The organism is Rhizobium sp. 0TCS1.26 (assembly GCF_050455525.1).
Taxonomy (GTDB): Bacteria; Pseudomonadota; Alphaproteobacteria; order Rhizobiales; family Rhizobiaceae; genus Neorhizobium.
Genome location: NZ_JBCIYV010000001.1, coordinates 1,251,730 through 1,269,648, shown reverse-complemented (window position 1 = coordinate 1,269,648; position 17,919 = coordinate 1,251,730). Strand labels below are relative to the sequence as shown.

General features: G+C 63.8%; 16 protein-coding genes. 12 read left to right on the top strand and 4 right to left on the bottom strand.

Annotated features, from left to right (window positions below; translation table 11 throughout):
* The first annotated feature begins 86 nt into the window (after window positions 1-86).
* Window positions 87-593 (top strand): ferritin-like domain-containing protein, encoded by a 507-nt coding sequence (locus tag AAIH46_RS06275; RefSeq protein WP_430304787.1) that lies wholly within the window; start codon window positions 87-89, stop codon window positions 591-593.
* Between the two features lie 112 nt (window positions 594-705).
* On the opposite strand, the gene AAIH46_RS06270 is transcribed toward AAIH46_RS06275, so the two are convergent.
* The 3 genes from AAIH46_RS06270 to asnB all read right to left on the bottom strand — a co-directional run bounded on the left by AAIH46_RS06270 (window position 706) and on the right by asnB (window position 3,313).
* Entirely contained in the window at window positions 706-906 is a 201-nt protein-coding gene (locus AAIH46_RS06270; RefSeq protein ID WP_430304786.1) for a hypothetical protein, read from the bottom strand.
* Window positions 907-1,066: 160 nt separating this feature from the next.
* Window positions 1,067-1,285, bottom strand: coding sequence for a hypothetical protein (locus tag AAIH46_RS06265; RefSeq protein WP_430304785.1), 219 nt, complete (start codon window positions 1,283-1,285; stop codon window positions 1,067-1,069).
* An 81-nt stretch (window positions 1,286-1,366) separates the two neighbouring features.
* Entirely contained in the window at window positions 1,367-3,313 is a 1,947-nt protein-coding gene (gene asnB / locus AAIH46_RS06260; protein WP_430304783.1) for an asparagine synthase (glutamine-hydrolyzing), read from the bottom strand.
* A gap of 187 nt (window positions 3,314-3,500) precedes the next feature.
* Here asnB and AAIH46_RS06255 point away from each other — a divergent pair, with 187 nt between their 5' ends.
* From AAIH46_RS06255 to AAIH46_RS06235, 5 genes are all read left to right on the top strand, one after another.
* Window positions 3,501-5,360: a sensor histidine kinase gene (locus tag AAIH46_RS06255; protein WP_430304782.1), complete on the top strand. Its 1,860-nt coding sequence runs from the start codon at window positions 3,501-3,503 to the stop codon at window positions 5,358-5,360.
* 2 nt (window positions 5,361-5,362) lie between these two features.
* Complete coding sequence (locus AAIH46_RS06250) at window positions 5,363-6,724, top strand: sigma-54-dependent transcriptional regulator (protein ID WP_430304781.1); 1,362 nt, start codon at window positions 5,363-5,365, stop codon at window positions 6,722-6,724.
* 220 nt (window positions 6,725-6,944) lie between these two features.
* Window positions 6,945-7,928 (top strand): tripartite tricarboxylate transporter substrate-binding protein, encoded by a 984-nt coding sequence (locus AAIH46_RS06245; RefSeq protein ID WP_430304780.1) that lies wholly within the window; start codon window positions 6,945-6,947, stop codon window positions 7,926-7,928.
* Between the two features lie 112 nt (window positions 7,929-8,040).
* The gene (locus AAIH46_RS06240) at window positions 8,041-8,502 is read left to right on the top strand and encodes a tripartite tricarboxylate transporter TctB family protein (protein WP_430304779.1); all 462 of its coding nucleotides are present in this window, start codon (window positions 8,041-8,043) and stop codon (window positions 8,500-8,502) included.
* 12 nt (window positions 8,503-8,514) lie between these two features.
* A complete protein-coding gene (locus tag AAIH46_RS06235; RefSeq protein ID WP_430304777.1) occupies window positions 8,515-10,020 on the top strand; it encodes a tripartite tricarboxylate transporter permease in 1,506 nt (501 codons plus the stop codon).
* 15 nt (window positions 10,021-10,035) lie between these two features.
* On the opposite strand, the gene AAIH46_RS06230 is transcribed toward AAIH46_RS06235, so the two are convergent.
* Complete coding sequence (locus AAIH46_RS06230; RefSeq protein ID WP_430304775.1) at window positions 10,036-11,094, bottom strand: LacI family transcriptional regulator; 1,059 nt, start codon at window positions 11,092-11,094, stop codon at window positions 10,036-10,038.
* Between the two features lie 228 nt (window positions 11,095-11,322).
* Here AAIH46_RS06230 and AAIH46_RS06225 point away from each other — a divergent pair, with 228 nt between their 5' ends.
* The 6 genes from AAIH46_RS06225 to AAIH46_RS06200 all read left to right on the top strand — a co-directional run bounded on the left by AAIH46_RS06225 (window position 11,323) and on the right by AAIH46_RS06200 (window position 17,913).
* The gene (locus AAIH46_RS06225; RefSeq protein ID WP_430304774.1) at window positions 11,323-12,579 is read left to right on the top strand and encodes an ABC transporter substrate-binding protein; all 1,257 of its coding nucleotides are present in this window, start codon (window positions 11,323-11,325) and stop codon (window positions 12,577-12,579) included.
* 194 nt (window positions 12,580-12,773) lie between these two features.
* A complete protein-coding gene (locus tag AAIH46_RS06220) occupies window positions 12,774-13,697 on the top strand; it encodes a carbohydrate ABC transporter permease (RefSeq protein WP_430304773.1) in 924 nt (307 codons plus the stop codon).
* Window positions 13,697-14,578, top strand: a complete 882-nt coding sequence (locus AAIH46_RS06215) for a carbohydrate ABC transporter permease (protein WP_430304772.1) — start codon at window positions 13,697-13,699, stop codon at window positions 14,576-14,578. The genes AAIH46_RS06220 and AAIH46_RS06215 overlap by 1 nt, the downstream gene beginning before the upstream one ends.
* A gap of 5 nt (window positions 14,579-14,583) precedes the next feature.
* Window positions 14,584-15,690, top strand: a complete 1,107-nt coding sequence (locus tag AAIH46_RS06210; protein ID WP_430304771.1) for an ABC transporter ATP-binding protein — start codon at window positions 14,584-14,586, stop codon at window positions 15,688-15,690.
* Window positions 15,691-15,843: 153 nt separating this feature from the next.
* Window positions 15,844-16,053: a hypothetical protein gene (locus tag AAIH46_RS06205; protein WP_430304770.1), complete on the top strand. Its 210-nt coding sequence runs from the start codon at window positions 15,844-15,846 to the stop codon at window positions 16,051-16,053.
* Between the two features lie 177 nt (window positions 16,054-16,230).
* Window positions 16,231-17,913: an HWE histidine kinase domain-containing protein gene (locus AAIH46_RS06200; protein WP_430304768.1), complete on the top strand. Its 1,683-nt coding sequence runs from the start codon at window positions 16,231-16,233 to the stop codon at window positions 17,911-17,913.
* Window positions 17,914-17,919 lie beyond the last annotated feature (6 nt).

The window sequence follows — 17,919 nt, the reverse complement described above, 5'->3', positions numbered from 1 at the left end:
AAAGCTTCCCACGCGGCCCGGAGGAACCCGAGGCCTGCAAGCCGAGTTGACTGGTTGATCCGAGACAGGGACAGGAGAATTGCGTCATGACCCATTCTGCCGACCATTTCCTTGCATGGCTGCGGGATGCGCATGCGATGGAGGTGCACGCGATTGCGCTGCTCCGCACCCAGATCGGCCGTATCGAGAATTATCCGGAGCTTCGCGCCCGGCTGGAAGACCATCTGGTGCAGACGGAAGCGCAGGCGCAGGCGTTGCAGCAGTTGCTGGACCGTCAGCCGGGTGGCGGATCGATGCTGAAGAACGTCGCCGGCCGTCTCAGCGCCACGGCGCAGGGTGTCACGAGCCTGCTGTCGGGCGACGAGGTGGTCAAGGCGGCGATGGCCGCCTACACGTTCGAGCATTCGGAGATCGCCACCTACCGGGTTCTGATCGCTGCAGCGGACGAACTCGCCGATACGGAAGCACTGGCCGTTTTCGAAAAGAACCTCGCCGAAGAGGTGGCCATGGCTACATGGCTGGAGGGCCATCTGGACGTGGTGACCCGCCTCTATCTGATGCGCGACGAGCGCAATCTCCAGGCAAAACGATAATAGCTGATGGACGCCGGTTACACCCGTCGTTCGGAGATCGAGAACGAGGTGGCAAAAATGAAGAACGGGCGCTGACGCCCGCTCTGGTGGTTCTCGGCAGATCGATGAGCGATCAGAGCCCCATGCGACTGTTCAGTTCGTGCGGATCACGAACCCCAGCCTGATAAAGCTCGATCATCTGTGCTGCGAGATGGGAGGCGACGGGATTGTCGCCATCAAGGCCGCGCTTGCGGCGTATCGTGTCAAAGCAGCCCTGGAGAAATTCCAGGTCCTGCGGCTCAAGGGTGGTTTGCGCTGGTGCAAAGTCCATCACTATGGCCTCCTCTGGAGGAGGGCGGAAGCGAATGCTTCCAGTCACCGGACGCCCTGGTCTTCAGCCGGCGATGGCTCAAGGTACTCCTCTCGGCCACGGATGCAAGGCGGGGCGCCTTCACGAAAAAGCGAAGATCCGGCGGCGCCCCGTCAGCGGATGGTTACTCGTCCGCCAGACGATTGGCATCCTGATCGTGATACTGCTCGTTCTGGATCGCCTTGCCGTCCAGGCCACGCTCGCGCGAATGCTGCGCCTTGTCGCGGTTGGAAAGCACCATGTTCTCCGGCAGCTTTTCCTTGTCGATGTCGGTCATCGCGCCGGTGCCGCTCAGCTTGCCCTGCGATGCAGATCCGATGTGCTTGGAACTGGCGTTAGCCATGGCTTCCTCCTTGCATTGTCTCTTGTTCAACAAGGATAGAACCTCAAGCGCCGGGGTTTGATCCATCGGCATCGCGAAAAGTCAGGCAGTTGCCAGCGTTCCGGATCGCGCGCCGGCAAAGCAGTTGAGCCAGATCTGAGTCGAAAGGATGCCGATGAAGGCCGCATTGTCGCGGAAGCCGGTGAGCGGACGGCTGCCGGCCTTGGCGGCCAGTCTGGCGACGGCGCGCGGGTCGAAAAGCCCGGCGTCGCCAATCGCCTGCTCGCTCAGAAAGCTTGAGGTGCAGGCGCGACCGGCTTCGCCGAGAAAGGATGCGCTGTCGGGTGCCCGGTAGGGTTGCTTGGGCCGCCTGCCGACAAGATCCGGCAACAGGTCGCCGGCGATCTGGCGCAGCACGTGCTTCTCCGTCAGGCCCTTGAGCACCTGGTTCGGCGGTAGCCGCGTCGCCCGCTCGACAAGCCGATGGTCGAGAAACGGAAAGCGGCCCTCGATACCGTGCGCCATCGCCATCCGGTCGCCCTGGCTCGACAGGATGTAGCCGGGCAGCAGGAAGCGGGTCTCCAGATATTGGGCCTGGTGCAGCGGATGCCAGTGGCGGAAGCGGTCAGGCAGCCTTGCTGCGAGGTCTTCGGCCGCATCGTAGCCGCTAAGTTCGCGGCGCAGTTCTTCCGAGAAGAACAGCTTGGCGCCGCTTGTGGTGCGCATGCGAGGCCGGTGGGAGAAAAGCGGGTCATCCAGCCGATCCTGCGCGGTGCCGAAGAAGGCCGCCAGATAATCGGCGGACTGGTTCTGCAGGCCCGGGAGATAGGGATAGAGCTTGCGCAGCAGAAGAGGCCTGCGGCGGGAAGCCGGCTGACGGGCGCAGAAGCGCCGCAACTTGGCCTCCTTGAAGATGTCGTAGCCGCCGAACACCTCGTCGGCGCCTTCGCCGGTCAGCACCACCTTCATGCCGGTCTGCCGGACGAGGCCGGCCAGCGCAAACAGCGGTGCCGGCGCCGTTCTCAGCACCGGCCGCTCGGCAAAACGGATCACCTCGGCGAACGACGCCGCGATGCCGTCTGGCGTACTGGCCGCGGATCGATGGCGAGTACCGAGCGCGTCGGCCACCTGCCGCTGGAAGGCGCTTTCGTCGTGTTCGGCGCTATCGAATGTGACCGAGAAGGTGTTGAGGCCGTCGGGTGCCATGGGTGCCGCAAGCGCGCAGATGAGCGACGAGTCGAGGCCGCCGGAGAGATAGGCGGCAACCGGCACGTCGGCCCGCATGCGCAGCCGCACCGCGTCGGTCAGCAATGCGGCGATTTCCTCTTGCGCCTCGCCTTCGTTCTGGTTGCCGCCGGTATCGCCGATGTCGGGATAGTCCAGCGTCCAGTACGGCCGGATATCGACCCTGCCGTTCTCGACGATCATCCGATGTCCCGGCTCGAGTTCGAAAATATCCTTGAAGGCCGTGCGCGGTGCGATCGGCGCCCAGAAGGTGAAAATCTGGTCCAGCGCCATCGGATCGAGATCCGCCTCGACGCCCGGCATCTCCAGCAGCGCCTTGACCTCGGAACCGAAGACCAGGCCGCCGTCTCTCGGCGTGTAGAAAAGCGGCCGCACGCCCATCCGGTCTCGGGCGAGCAGCATGCGGTGCCGGCGGCCGTCCCAGAGTGCGAAGGCGAAGTCGCCGTTCATCCGTGTCAGGCACTCGTCGCCATAGGCTGCATAGAGAGCGAGTATGACCTCTGTGTCGCTGCCGGTACGGAACATTTGGCCACGCTGCTTCAGCTCTTCGCGCAGTTCGACGTAGTTGAAGATCTCGCCGTTGAAGACGATCGTCAGCGCGCCGTCGGTGCTGTGCATCGGCTGCTGGCCGTCGCTCAGCCCGACGATCGACAGGCGGACATGCGCCAACCCGACATCGTCCTTGTGCCAGGTGCCGGATCCATCCGGTCCGCGATGGGCAATGGAGGCAGCCATGGCGGTCAGGACCGGCGGCGCCCGAGCGGGATCCAGGGCAATGTTGCAGAAACCGGCAAAGCCACACATGGTGAAGTCCTGAACCGACGGGAGGTTCTGTCATAATTCAAACCGGTGTGCGGCAGCTAAACGCCGGCCTTTCCCGCTGCAGCATTGGCGAACGCGGTTAACCGAGTGTTGCGGGCCAAAGGCCGCAGGACTTGAGTTCGGCTGCCGGATACTGTGATATCGGTGAGCAGCCGGGGAGGGCTCGAAGGTGAGGACACGCTACCTGTCGGCGATTGCCGGCTTTGCTGCTCTGGCGATCCTGTTTGCGTTGTTCGGCGGCGAGGTCGTCGTGCGCCGCTATCTGAACGAGGCTCAGGCTCAAGGGGGAACGACGCTGCGGCTGGCGGTGGCCGCACTCGACGGGCATCTGCGGCGCTATGAGGCGCTGCCGGCGCTGATCGCCGACCAGCCGGATATCGAAGCGCTGATCAGGGCGCCCGGCGATGCCGTCCGCAGACACGCCACCAACCTCTATCTCAGCCAGATCAACGCGCTGCTGAAATCCTCCGACATCTACATGCTGACGATGGACGGCGAGACGATCGCCGCCAGCAATTTCGACCAGCCGACCAGCTTCGTCGGCCAGAACTTCAGCTACCGCCCATATTTCCAGGAGGCGGCGCGCGGCGCGCAGGCACGCTTCTATGCGCTCGGCACGACATCGGCGAAGCGCGGCTACTACTTTTCCTCCCCCATCGAGATCGGCGGCGAGATCCTCGGTGTCATTGTCTTCAAGGTCGACATCGACAGCATCGAAAGCTCCTGGGTCGGCGGCGATGCGCGGATCTTCGTGTCGGATCCGGAAGGCATCATCTTCATGACCGGGACGCCTGAATGGCTCTACAGTGCCGTCCTGCCGCTGACGCCGGAGCGCCGATCGCGGACCGAAGCCTCGCGACGCTACGCCGATGCGGTGCTTACCGAACTGCCGATGACGGAGCGGCAGGATGACGGCCATCGGCTGATGACGCTGACGACGGACAACGGGACGCGCGAATATCTGGTTTCGGCGCAGGAGATGCCGGAAGCCGGTTGGACGGTCAATGTGCTGACCGACACGGCCTCGGCGCGAGCTCAGGCCCAGACGGTGGTCGTCGCCGGCCTGCTGCTGCTGTGCATGACCGGCCTCGGCGTCGCCTTCGTCATGCAGCGGCGGGCGCGGCTGGCGGAGCGTCTGCAGATGCAGGAACAGGCGCACAACGAACTGGAGCGGCGAGTGGAGGAACGCACCGCCGATCTTGCCCGGGTCAACAGCCGGATCGAAGACGAGATTGCCGAGCGGCGACAGACCGAGCAGCAGTTGCGGCAGACCCAATCGGACCTCATCCAGGCCGGCAAGCTTGCCGGCCTCGGGCAGATGTCGGCGGCCCTGTCGCACGAGTTCAACCAGCCGCTGGCGGCGGCCAAGACCTATACCGACAGCGCCGCCGTGCTGATCGAGCGGGGACGGCTGGAGGAGGCGAGCGACAATATCCGCCGCATTTCGGCGCTGATCGACCGGATGGCGTCGATCTCGCGGCATCTGCGCAATTTCGCCCGCAAGCCGAACGAGAAGCTGGGCGCCGTTGCGCTGGACGAGGTGATCCGCGAGACGCTGGAGATCGTCGCCGCGCGACTGAAGGCGGCGCAGGCGGAACTGACGATCGAGCTGCCGTCGCCGCCGCCGATGGTCCAGGCAGGCTTCGTGCGCCTGCAGCAGGTGCTCGTCAACATTCTCACCAATGCAGCCGATGCCGTCGAGGGGCGCGAGGACCGCACCATCACGCTCAGCGTTGAGCGGCAGATGGCGCCTCACGTGGTGGCGGGCGGCCCAGTTGCCGAGCGCGTGACGATCTCCATCCGCGACCACGGACCGGGTGTCGGCTCGGCGATCCGCGAGCGGATATTCGACCCCTTCTTCACCACCAAGGGCATCGGCAAGGGCCTGGGGCTGGGCTTGTCGATCTCTTATAACATCGTCAAGGATTTCGGCGGCAGCCTCAGTGTCGAGGATCACCCCGACGGCGGAGCGATCTTCATCATCGAGCTGCCGGTCGCGGAGCAAACGATGGGTCAGGCGGCGGAGTGAGCATGCAGCGCGTATTGTTGGTCGATGACGAGGAGGAGTTGCGCCGCTCGACGGCGCAGGCGCTGGAGCTTGCCGGTCTGTCGGTGCAGACGCTGTCGAGCGGCGATCAGTTGCTCGAACTGATCGGCTATTCCTTCGACGGCGTCGTGGTCAGCGATATCCGCATGCCCGGCCTCGACGGCATGACGCTCCTGCACCGGGTGCGGGAACTCGATCCGGAAATCCCGGTGATCCTGGTGACCGGCCACGGCGACGTGCAGCTTGCGGTCAAGGCAATGCGCGACGGCGCCTATGATTTCATCGAAAAGCCGTTCACCACGCCGCATCTGGCGGGTGTCATCCGCCGGGCCATCGACCGGCGCGGGCTGGTGCTGGAAAACCGCCGGCTGCGGGCAGTGGCCGGCAAGCGAGACGACCTGGAGACGCGGCTGCCCGGCCGCACCCAGGTGATGGTCGATCTGCGCTACCAGATCCGCGCCATTGGCGCTGCGGATGCCGATACGCTGATTATCGGTGATACCGGTGCCGGCAAGGAAGTGGTGGCGCGCGCCCTGCACGATGTCAGCCCGCGGGCGAACAAGCCCTTCATTGCCATCAACTGTGCTGCGCTTCCCGAAACGCTGATCGAGAGTGAGCTTTTCGGCCATGAAGCCGGCGCTTTTCCGGGCGCTCTTCGGCCGCGCTACGGCAAGTTCGAGCATGGCCGCGGCGGCACCATCCTGCTCGACGAGATCGGCTCGATGCCGTTCGACCTGCAGGCGAAGTTCCTGCGGGTGCTGCAGGAGCGCGTCATCACCCGGCTCGGCTCGAACGAGACGGTGGGTCTCGACGTGCGGTTCATCGCCACCAGCAAGGTGGATCTGGAGGCGGAGGTGGTGGCCGGTCGGTTTCGCGCAGACCTCTTCTACCGGCTGAACGTCGCGACGATCCGGGTACCTTCGCTTGCCCAGCGCCGGCCGGATATTCCGCTGCTGTTCCTGCAGCTGGTGCGGGAAGCCTGCGCTCGCTACGGCCGCGACGACATGGATGTGCCGCAGGAGGTGGTCGCCTCAGTCGCCCAGCGAGACTGGCCGGGAAATGTGCGTGAACTGCGCAACGCTGCCGACCGGCTGGTGCTCGGGCTCGACATGCGGCCCGGCGATGGCGGAGCGCTGGTGAAGCCGGAGAGCGGGCGGCTGGCGGATCGCGTGTCGGCCTTCGAGCGCAACATCCTGGCAAGCGCCATTGCGGCGCATGGCGGGGCGCTGAAACCGGTCTATGAGCAGCTCGGAATCAGCCGCAAGACGCTCTACGAGAAGATGCAGAAATACGGCCTCGACAAGAAACTGCTGCTGCCCGACGCGCTGGGCGAGCTGGAGGAGTAGGCGCCCGATCTGCCGGTCTCGCCGTATTGGGTGGATTTCCGCCCGTCAGCGGGCGTCGATGGGGCGAAATCCACCCAAGCAGGTGCGGCTCGCCGTTGTTCTTTCGTCGCGGGCGATCGCGCCGATTGCAGGATGCAAGCATCTGACGGCAGATGGGTTACCATGCCGTTGCGGGAGGAGCCGTCGACGGCTGGACTGATTTCATCTGAGGAGGATGTCGATGAAAATCTTCAAGGCGCTGGCCTGCGCAACCGCTTTCGCTGCCGTTTCCCTGTCTTCCACGCTTGCTGCCGCTGCCGGCTATCCCGAGCGCTCGATCACCATGATCGTGCCGTTCTCGGCCGGAGGGCCGACCGACACCGTCGCGCGTCTGGTGGCTGAATCGATGTCGAAGGACCTCGGCCAGCAGATCATCATTGAAAACGTCGGCGGCGCCGGCGGCACGCTCGGAGCCGGACGCGTGGCGAATGCCGATGCCGACGGTTACACGCTGCTGCTGCACCATATCGGCATGGCCACCAGCGCGACGCTCTATCGCAAGCTTGCCTACGACACGCTGAACGCGTTCGAGTATGTCGGCCTCGTCACTGACGTGCCGATGACGATCGTCGCCCGCAAGGACATGGAAGCCCAGGACCTCAAGGGTCTGGTGGAATATGCCAAGACCAACAAGGACAAGGTGACGGTCGCCAATGCCGGCATCGGCGCCGCATCGCACCTGTGCGGCATGCTGTTCATGAGCGCCATCGAGACGCCGCTCGTCACCGTTCCCTACAAGGGCACCGGTCCCGCGATGACCGACCTTCTCGGCGGCCAGGTTGACATCATGTGCGACCAGACGACCAACACCACCAAGCAGATCCAGGGCGGCACGATCAAGGCCTATGCGGTCACCTCGCCAAAGCGCCTCGACGTGCTGAAGGACGTGCCGACGGCCGTCGAAGCCGGGCTCTCGGGCTTCGAGGTCGGCATCTGGCACGGCATCTATGCGCCCAAGGGCACGCCGGCCGAGGCAACCGAGCGGCTGTCAAAGGCTCTCCAGGTCGCGCTCAAGGATCCCAATGTCGCCGCCCGCTTCGCCGAGCTCGGCACCGCGCCGTCGCCGGATGCGGATGCGACCCCGGCAGCTCTGAAGACCAAGCTGGAAGGCGAGATCACCCGGTGGAAGCCGGTCATCGAAGCCGCCGGCCAGTATGCCGACTGAGGATCAGCCGAAATTGGACAGCATCTGAGCGATCTTGCCCCCTCTGGCTTGCCGGAGGGGGCAGTTCGGCTCGAATGTCCTGTCTTGATCCTCCACGTCATCGGGAGACATTATGAAATCCGTTCGCTTTGACCGAACCAATGCGCTCTGCGGCGCGCTCTTCATCCTGCTCGGGCTGTTCTTCGTCGTGCAGTCGCTCGATCTCGAGCTCGGCACGGCGTTCCGCATGGGACCGGGCTATTTTCCGCTGGTGCTCGCCTGCGTGCTGGTGCTGTTCGGGCTGATCATCGTCGTCCAGTCGGCTCGCGTCGAACATGAAGGCGTCGGTCCGATCGCATGGCGGGGGCTGATGTTCATCCTGCCGGCGCCGATCGTCTTCGGCATGACAGTGCGCGGCCTTGGCTTCGTGCCGGCGTTGTTCCTAGCGGCAATGATCGCCTCCTTCGCCTCGTCACGGATGACACCGCTGCTGTCGGTGCTGCTGTCGGCGGTCCTCACGCTGTTTTCGGTGCTCGTGTTCAGCTACGGCCTTGGTCTGCCTTTCCGCAGCTTCGGCCCCTGGCTCGGTTTCTAGGAAGGCTGACAGATGGAACTGTTCGACAATCTCGCGCTTGGCTTCATGACGGCCGGAACGCCAGCCAACCTCTTCTTCTGCCTCATCGGCGTGCTTCTGGGAACGCTGATCGGCGTGCTGCCCGGCATCGGCGCCACGGCCACCATTGCCATGCTGCTGCCGATCACCTTTCAGCTGGAGCCGGTGTCGTCTCTGATCATGCTCGCCGGCATCTATTACGGCGCCCAGTACGGCGGCTCGACGACGGCTATCCTCATCAACATGCCAGGCGAAAGCTCGTCCGCCGTTACGGCCATCGACGGGTACCAGATGGCGCGCAAGGGCAGGGCGGGCGCTGCGCTGGCAATCGCTGCTCTCGGTTCGTTCTTTGCCGGCACGGTGTCGACATTTCTGGTGGCGATCTTCGCGCCGCCGCTCACCTCGATCGCGCTTGAATTCGGCGCTGCCGAATACTTCTCCCTGATGGTCGTCGGCCTCGTCTCGTCGATTGCACTGGCCTCCGGCTCGGTCATCAAGGCGCTTGCCATGGTCGTGCTCGGCCTTTTGCTCGGGCTTGTCGGCACCGACATCTACTCGGGCACGCCGCGCTTCACGCTCGGCATCCGGGAATATGCGGACGGGTTGAACTTCGTGGCGGTCGCGGTCGGTGTCTTCGGCATCGCCGAGATCCTGCGCAATCTTGAAGGCGAAAAGACCCGCACCGTATTGATGGCCAAGGTCACCGGCCTGATGCCGACCCGCGACGACTTCCGCCAGATGGTCGGACCGGTGCTGCGCGGCACGGCGATCGGTTCGGCGCTCGGCATCCTGCCGGGCGGCGGAGCGATCCTCGCGTCCTTCGCCTCCTACACGGTCGAAAAGCGCGTCTCGAAGAACCCGAAGGAGTTCGGGCAGGGTGCGATTGCCGGCGTTGCCGGGCCGGAATCGGCGAACAATGCCGGCGCCCAGACCTCGTTCATTCCGCTGTTGACGCTCGGAATTCCGGCAAACCCGGTGATGGCGCTGATGATCGGCGCGATGATCATCCAGGGTATCGTGCCGGGGCCGAATGTCGCAACGGAACAGCCGGCGCTGTTCTGGGGCATCATCGCCTCCATGTGGATCGGCAACCTGATGCTGGTGGTCCTCAACCTGCCGCTGATCGGGCTGTGGGTGAAGCTGCTGACGATCCCTTACTACGTGCTGTTCCCGATCATCATGGCCTTCTGCTCGATCGGGGTCTACAGCGTCAACTCGAACGTCTACGACCTCTATGCCGTCGCGTTTTTCGGGCTGATCGGCTACGTGCTGGTGAAGCTTCGTTGCGAGCCGGCGCCGCTGCTGCTCGGCTTCGTGCTCGGGCCGCTCTTGGAGGAAAACCTGCGGCGGGCGATGATCCTGTCGCGCGGTGATCCATCGACATTCCTCACCCGTCCAATCAGCGCAACGCTGCTCGGCATCGCGCTGCTGGTGCTGATCGTCGTCTTCCTGCCGAGCGTGCGGGCCAAGCGCGACGTGGTGTTCCAGGACGAGGAATGAGCATTTCGCGGTAGGCTAGAAGTCGGTCACGGTCTGCAGGTGTTGCAGGTCCGTGACCGGCGTGTCGCCGGCGATGCGCTGGAGGAGGACCTTGCCCATCAGCCGGCCAGCCTCCGACAGGTCTTCGTAGATCGTCGGGATGCGCGGTCGCACCTGATCGAACAGGCCCGACGTCTGCTTGGTGACGATGTGAACGTCCTCGCCGGGTTTCAGCGCGCGGTCGTAGGCGGCCGCCATTACCGCCATCGCCACCACTTCGCCACCACAGATCACTCCGTCGATCCGGTCCGCCTCACCGAAGCGGTCGTAGAAACAGGCACGCAACGCATCCGACTTGCTGTCGAGCGTGACCGAGTCGGGGATGTCGTATGCGAGGCCTTCCTCGCGGATCGCCGTCATGAAGCCGTGCCGCATGTGACTGGCGAAGGTGAACTGGCCGGGCGGCAGGATGATTGCCAGCTTGCGGCAGCCGGCTTCGATCAACCTGCGCGCTGCCTGATAGGCGAAGGTGTAGTTGTCGTAGTCGACAAACGGATGCGGCGTCGCAAGTTCGGTGCGCCCATGACAGACGAACGGGAAATCGTTCTCCAGGAGCATTTTTGCCCTCTCGTCCTGCGGTTCGGTGCGCGTGAAGATCAGCCCATCGGCCATGCGGTTGCGCATGATGTGGCGAACCGGCTCGATCTGCGGCCGGTCCGAGAAATGCGGCGTGATGACGAGGTGGTAGCTGGTGTCGCGCAGTGCCTCGGTCAGGCCCTTGATCATCGACGTCGCATAGCCGAGGATTTCCTCGTGCGGGTAGAGGATGAGGCTGATGACGCTGGTCTTGCCGGTGCGCAGACGCTGAGCCGCCCGGTCCGGCAGGTAGCCGATCTCGGCGGCAACCTGTGACACGCGCATCCGTGTATCGAGGGCGATCTGCACATCGCCTGCCAGCGCCCGCGACACCGTCGTCACCGCAAGCCCTGTCATCTCGGCAATCGTCTTCAAGGTTGGCTTGCCGCCCGAGACCATGGGCTTCGGTGCCCCGTCGCTCGACGTGCGTCTACGCCGCCTGACTTTGTCGATCGTCATGCCGAAAGTCCTCCTCCACGCATAAACTCGGTCCTCCGAAAACGATACAAATCATACTTTTCGGGGAACCGGAAAGAGATTTTTTCATTTTTGCGCTGCGAAGTCAGAGGATTAGCGGCAGATGGCGGTGCCGACGAATTTCGCCGTCGCCGCTTGACACCAGCGCCTTTTATATCGTTATAAATCACTAATCCGGAGAGGAGCCCGGATACAACGGGAGATTTCAAAATGAAAATTCGCTCTATGAAGATGCTTGCCGCAGGCGTGGCGATCATCGGTCTTGCTGCCGGTGCGGCAAAGGCTCAGGAAAGCGTTGAGGTTCTGCACTGGTGGACCGCGGGTGGCGAAGCCGCCGCGCTCAACGTGCTGAAGGAAAACCTCCAGAAGGAAGGCGTGTCCTGGACGGACATGCCGGTCGCCGGCGGTTCCGGCGTCCAGGCGATGACGGCACTGCGCGCTCGCGTCACCTCCGGCAACCCGCCGACTGCCGTGCAGATGCTCGGCTTCGACATCCGCGACTGGGCCGAAATGGGCGTCGTCGGCAACCTCAACGAGCTTGCCGAAAAGCAGGGCTGGGAGAAGGTCATCCCCGCCGCGCTGCAGGATTTCGCCAAGTATGACGGCAACTGGATCGCAGCGCCGGTCAACATCCACTCCACCAACTGGCTGTGGATCAACAAGGCAGCGCTCGACAAGGCCGGCGGCAAGGCCCCGGAGAATTTCGACCAGTTCATCGCCATGCTCGACAGCTTCAAGTCGCAGGGCATCGTGCCGCTCGCACATGGCGGTCAGCCATGGCAGGACGGAACGCTTTGGGAAGCCGTCGTGCTGTCCGTTGGCGGCGCCGATTTCTACAAGAAGGCGGTAATCGAACTCGATACCGCGTCGCTGAGTGGCGACACGATGCGCAAGGTGTTCGACAACATGTCGAAGCTGAAGACCTATTTCGACCCGAACTTCTCGGGCCGCGACTGGAACCTGTCGTCCGCCCTGGTCATCGAGGGCAAGGCCGGCGCCCAGGAAATGGGTGATTGGGCGAAGGGCGAATTCCTGCGCGCCAACAAGAAGCCGGGCACCGACTTCGTCTGCATCCGCTTCCCCGGTACGCAGGGCAACGTGCTGTTCAACGCCGACCAGTTCGTCATGTTCGACGTCGGCGAGAAGCAGCGTGACGCGCAGCTGAAGATGGCGGCAGCCGTCGAGGATCCGGCCTTCCAGATCGCCTTCAACACGGTCAAGGGCTCGGTTCCGGCACGCACGGACGTTCCCGGCGACCAGTTCGACGATTGCGGCAAGAAGGGCATCAAGGACGTTGCCGAAGCGGCCGAAAAGGGCACGCTGATGGGCTCGCTCGCCCACGGCTACGCTCAGCCGTCGGCCGTCAAGGAAGCCGTCTTCGACGTCGTGACCCAGCACCTCAACGGTCAGATCTCGACTGACGACGCGCTGAAGCGCCTGCCGGAAGCGGTTGCTGCGGCGAAGTAGTCAAAAAGACCCCGCCCCAAACCCCTCCCCACACGGGGGAGGGGCTTAACCCAGCCGCACTGTCTGGGCCTGATTTGCTCGGTGGGTGCTCCGCAGGTTTTCTCCCCCCTTGTGGGGGAGATGGCCGGCAGGCCAGAGGGGGCTTTTTTGTTGGCGCACCTTCAAACGTCTCTATTCCCATCCGGAGATCCCCCATGACGACAATCGAACCGGTCCCGATGGTGACACCGACAAGGCCGCGACGCTCTTTCGCCGACCGCGCCCGCGACGTGCTGCCGAAGGTCGTGCTGGCGCCGTCCTTCGCCATCACGCTCGTCTTCGTCTATGGCTTCATCCTGTGGACCGTCTACCTGTCGTTCACCAACTCGCGCATCCTGCCGGTCTACAAGCTGGTCGGCTTCGACGCCTATGAACGTCTCTGGTCGCAGCCGAACTGGTACATGGCGATGAAGAACCTCGCCATCTTCGGCTCGCTCTACATCGGCATCTGCATCGTCATCGGCCTGGCGCTCGCCATCCTCCTCGACCAGCGCATCCGCGGCGAGGGCGTGCTGCGGCCGATCTTCCTCTATCCGATGGCGCTGTCCTTCGTCGTTACCGGCACCGCCTGGAAGTGGTTTCTCAATCCGGGCCTCGGGCTGGAGCACACGATGCGCAGCCTCGGCTGGGAGAGCTTCCGCTTCGACTGGCTGGTCAATCCCGACATGGCCATCTACACGGTCGTCATCGCCGGCGTCTGGCAGGCGTCCGGCTTCGTCATGGCGATGTTCCTTGCCGGCTTGCGCGGCATCGACGGCGAGATCATCAAGGCCGCCCAGATCGACGGCGCGCCGATGACCTCCATCTACCGCCGGATCATCATCCCGATGCTGCGCCCGGTGTTCCTGTCGGCCTTCATCGTGCTCGCGCACATGGCGATCAAGTCCTACGACCTGGTCATTGCACTGACCGGCGGCGGTCCTGGCAATGCCACCGAGCTGCCGTCGACCTTCATGTATTCCTATACCTTCACCCGCAACCAGATGGCCGTCGGGTCCGCGAGCGCGGTGATGATGCTGATGGGGATCACCGCGATCATCGTGCCTTACCTCTATTCCGAACTGCGGGAGCGCAACTGATGAGCGGCGCAAGCGAAACGGTTACCGCGGGCTCGGCCAACACGGCCCGCTACGTCATCTACGGGCTGCTGCTGGTGCTGGCGCTCGTTTATCTCCTGCCGCTCTACGTCATGCTGACGACCTCGCTGAAATCGCTCGACGAGATCCGTGGCGGCAACATGATGGCATTGCCGACGGCACCGTCGATCGACGCCTGGGTCAAGGCGTGGGGCGAGGCCTGTATCGGCGTCACCTGCGGCGGCATCCGCGGCTACTTCTGGAACTCGATCAAGATGGTCGTGCCGGCGGTGCTGATCTCGACGCTGCTCGGTGCACTGAACGGCTACGTGCTGACCAAGTGGCGCTTTCCGGGCCACAAGCTGGTGTTCGGCATGATGCTGTTTGCCTGCTTCATCCCGTTCCAGGCGGTGCTGATCCCGATGGCGCGGGTGCTCGGCATGCTTGGCCTTGCCAACTCGACGACTGGGCTGGTCTTCGTCCACGTGATCTACGGCCTCGGCTTCACGACGCTGTTCTTCCGCAACTATTACGAGGCGTTTCCGGACGAGCTGATCAAGGCGGCGATGATGGATGGTGCGGGCTTCTTCCGCATCTTCTGGCGCATTCTGCTGCCGACATCCGGGCCGATCATCGTCGTCACCATCATCTACCAGTTCACGAATATCTGGAACGACTTCCTGTTCGGCGTCTCCTTCTCGTCCGGTGCGAATTCGCCGATGACGGTGGCGCTCAACAACCTCGTTTCGTCTTCCACGGGCGTCAAGGAATACAATGTGGACATGGCCGCGGCGGTCTTCGCAGCGCTGCCGACACTGTTCGTCTACATCGTCGCCGGACGCTACTTCGTGCGTGGCCTGATGGCCGGCGCAGTCAAGGGATAACCGCCATGAGCTTTCTTCAGATCAAGAACCTGCGCAAGAAGATCGGCCCTGTCGAGGTTCTCAAGGGCATCGACATCGAGCTGGAAAAGGGCGGCTTCCTGGTTCTGGTCGGGCCGTCCGGCTGCGGTAAGTCGACACTGCTCAACTCGATCGCCGGCCTTTTGCCGCCGACGTCGGGCGAGATCGTCATCGACGGGCAGGTGGTCAACGACCTGCATCCTTCCAAGCGCGACATTGCCATGGTCTTCCAGTCCTACGCGCTCTACCCGAACATGACGGTGGAAGAGAACATTGCGTTTGCGCTGGAAATGCGCGGCGTGCCGAAGGCGGAACGCGAGCAGGCAGTGTTGACTGCGGCGAAGACGCTGCAGATCGAACACCTGCTGAAGCGCCGCCCCAGCCAGCTTTCGGGCGGCCAGCGGCAGCGCGTCGCCATGGGCCGGGCACTGGTGCGCCAGCCGCGGGTCTTCCTTTTCGACGAGCCGCTGTCCAACCTCGATGCCAAGCTGCGCGTCGAGGTGCGGGCCGAGATCAAGTCGCTGCACCAGAACACCCACGCGACGATCGTCTACGTGACGCACGACCAGATCGAGGCGATGACGCTCGCCACCAAGATCGTCGTCCTGAAGGAAGGCGCCGTTCAGCAGGTCGGCACGCCGGCCGAGATCTACAACCTGCCGGCCAACATCTTCGTCGCCGACTTCATGGGATCGCCGGCAATGAACATGCTGAAGGGCGAAGTGGCGGGCAGCGGTGCCGATCAGCGGATCCGACTGTTCGACGATGCCGGCATCAGCGTTCCTGTGCCCTCGACCGTCGCGCCCGGCGCCCTGAAGGATGGCCAGTCTGTCATCGTCGGCCTGCGCCCGGAAACCATCAGCGATGCCAGCCTCACCGATCCGCAGGCCCGCCAGACGACGGTGATCGACGGGCATGTGACGATGGTCGAGCCGACCGGATCGGATACGTTCGTCACCGCGCAGATCAAGGGCAAGTCGTTCACCGCGCGTACCCGCGCCGACATCGTGCTGTCCGTCGGCCAGCCGTTCCAGTTCGTCATGAACCTCGACAAGGCGGTCGTCTTCGATCCGCAGACCACTGTGCGCCTCTGAGCGATCATCGATCTTCACAATGTGTCGGCCGCCGGCAGATCGCCCGGTGGCCGTTCGCCGTGAGGTCGCACGCCAATCGCGGGAACCATAATCGGCAGAGCCGGTTGACTGAGTAAGGCAGGATCTTCGTCCTGCCGGCACGGGAGACCATCTATGCGCAACGATATTCCGAAGGATAAGGGCACAGGCGCCGTCCACGGCGATGCCAAGGGCCAGTTTGCCAAGAGCGAGGGTGACCGCGAAGCCAGCGGCGTCCATTCCGCCAAACCCACCGTCATTACCGGCTCGGAGGACGCCACCGCTCACAAGGTGCCGCCCGGAAAGCATGTCGACAAGGCATGGTCGGAGAACAGGGAGGACTGACCGCCCTTCCGATTCCGCGCCAAGATCAGCAGAGCAGATTGCCCTCCAGGTGGCTTGGTTCCGCCCGCAAAGTCAGTTAGAACAAGCTAACCATTTCTGACTGTGCGAGGCGAGGGCGACAAGCGATGATGGCAGCCGTCAGGGCCGTGACTGATACCGCAGCGGCTTGAATCCCTTATGCCCAGGTTTTCGCGGATATTTCCGACTGCTTCCATCGGTGCCTATCTGATTGCGCTGACCGCGGTCATCGCACTGCCGCTGATCGCCTTCGTCATCTTCCTGATGATTCGCCTTGAGGCGCAGCAGCGCGAGATCCTCAACAGCGAGACGGAGGAAGACGCGCGCAGCATTGCGCGTTCGATCGACCGCGAGCTTGCCGATGCAGGAACGACGCTGCGTCTGATCGCCAACTCGCCGGAACTGCAGGGGGGCAATCTCCAGGCTTTCCACGGGCGCACTCAGAGGAGCCTCTCCGGCACCTCGCGCTTCATCATTCTGGCGGATGCGCAGGGCAACCAGAAGCTCAACACCCGTGTCGGGTTCGGCGAAAAGCTGTCAGCCGTTTCCGACCGACAGGGAATGAAAACGGTCTTGGAGGAGCACCGGGCGGTCGTCTCCAACATCATCTTCGGCGCCACCAGCCGGCGCTGGGTTTTCAACATCCTCCTGCCGCTGACGCCCGACTATGCGCAGGCGGGGTCCGTGCTGATCCTGACGCAGAATGCCGACGACCTGCAGCGGCTCATCAGCACCGAATCGCTTCCGGCGGGCTGGTCGGTGGCAGTTCTCGACCAGACGGGGAGCGTCGTCACCTCGACAGCCGCAAGGCCCGGCGAGCGCGGTCCTTTCGCGCCCGGCGCAGTCGAGCTGATGTCCGGGGTCAGCGGCACGATCGAAGACGTCGGCGGCAATCCACGGCAGATGTACGGCTATGCGCGGATTGCCGAGTCGTCATGGAAGGTCGTCGTCTGGGGGCCCATCTCCTCGGCCCAGGCGAACATCATCGCCACATCCCGTGATCTCATCATCGGCAGCATTGCCCTTCTCGTTTTCGGCATGGTGATCACCTACCTGGTAGGGCGGCAGCTGCGCGTTCCCATCCGCCAGATCGCCGAGATGGCCGAGCGCATCGGCCACGGCGAGATTGTTCCGCCCATCGAGACGCGCATCACCGAAGCGAACCAGATCGCGATCGCGCTCTCCAACGCCTCGTTCGACCGCAGCCAGGCGGAAGATCGCATCCACTTGATCATGCATGAACTCGTGCATCGCACGAAGAACATCATGACGCTGATCCAGGCGATGATGCGCCAGCTGGCCCGGCGGGAAACAAGCATGGCTGAGTTCCAGCGTGCCATCGGCGAGCGGCTTCAGGGGCTGGGCAAGTCGATCGAGATGCTGGCCCAGGAGCAGTGGCAGGGCGTGCCGATCCACCGGGTCGTCGCACTGCACCTAGAGACGTTCGTCGAAACCTTCAACCGGGTCGATGTCTGCGGTCCCGACATCGCTTTGCGCGCCGAAGCCGTCCAGAACCTTGGCCTGGTGCTGCACGAACTGGCGACGAACTCCGTCAAATACGGTGCCCTTTCGGTTCCTGATGGGCGGGTCGTGTTGAACTGGTCCGTCAGCGTGGACGACGATCCGCGCCTGACGATCACCTGGGAGGAGCGCGACGGGCCGGCGGTCGCTGAGCCGAAAGCCACCGGCTTCGGGACGACGATCATCAACCGCCACGCCGCTGCATCTTTTGGCGGTCACGTGCAGCTTGATTACCGGCCGCAGGGCGTTCGCTGGAGCCTGACGGGGCCGCTGCGGATGTTCGAGCGTGCGTCCGGGGACGGACCGAAGGACCGCGTGTAGGAACGA

Coding starts and splice junctions, on each gene's coding strand:
- AAIH46_RS06275 (WP_430304787.1), top strand. CDS start 87: ATGACCCATTCTGCCGACCATTTCCTTGCATGGCTGCGGGATGCGCAT.
- AAIH46_RS06265 (WP_430304785.1), bottom strand. CDS start 1,285: ATGGCTAACGCCAGTTCCAAGCACATCGGATCTGCATCGCAGGGCAAG.
- asnB (WP_430304783.1), bottom strand. CDS start 3,313: ATGTGTGGCTTTGCCGGTTTCTGCAACATTGCCCTGGATCCCGCTCGG.
- AAIH46_RS06250 (WP_430304781.1), top strand. CDS start 5,363: ATGCAGCGCGTATTGTTGGTCGATGACGAGGAGGAGTTGCGCCGCTCG.
- AAIH46_RS06245 (WP_430304780.1), top strand. CDS start 6,945: ATGAAAATCTTCAAGGCGCTGGCCTGCGCAACCGCTTTCGCTGCCGTT.
- AAIH46_RS06240 (WP_430304779.1), top strand. CDS start 8,041: ATGAAATCCGTTCGCTTTGACCGAACCAATGCGCTCTGCGGCGCGCTC.
- AAIH46_RS06235 (WP_430304777.1), top strand. CDS start 8,515: ATGGAACTGTTCGACAATCTCGCGCTTGGCTTCATGACGGCCGGAACG.
- AAIH46_RS06230 (WP_430304775.1), bottom strand. CDS start 11,094: ATGACGATCGACAAAGTCAGGCGGCGTAGACGCACGTCGAGCGACGGG.
- AAIH46_RS06225 (WP_430304774.1), top strand. CDS start 11,323: ATGAAAATTCGCTCTATGAAGATGCTTGCCGCAGGCGTGGCGATCATC.
- AAIH46_RS06220 (WP_430304773.1), top strand. CDS start 12,774: ATGACGACAATCGAACCGGTCCCGATGGTGACACCGACAAGGCCGCGA.
- AAIH46_RS06215 (WP_430304772.1), top strand. CDS start 13,697: ATGAGCGGCGCAAGCGAAACGGTTACCGCGGGCTCGGCCAACACGGCC.
- AAIH46_RS06210 (WP_430304771.1), top strand. CDS start 14,584: ATGAGCTTTCTTCAGATCAAGAACCTGCGCAAGAAGATCGGCCCTGTC.
- AAIH46_RS06205 (WP_430304770.1), top strand. CDS start 15,844: ATGCGCAACGATATTCCGAAGGATAAGGGCACAGGCGCCGTCCACGGC.
- AAIH46_RS06200 (WP_430304768.1), top strand. CDS start 16,231: ATGCCCAGGTTTTCGCGGATATTTCCGACTGCTTCCATCGGTGCCTAT.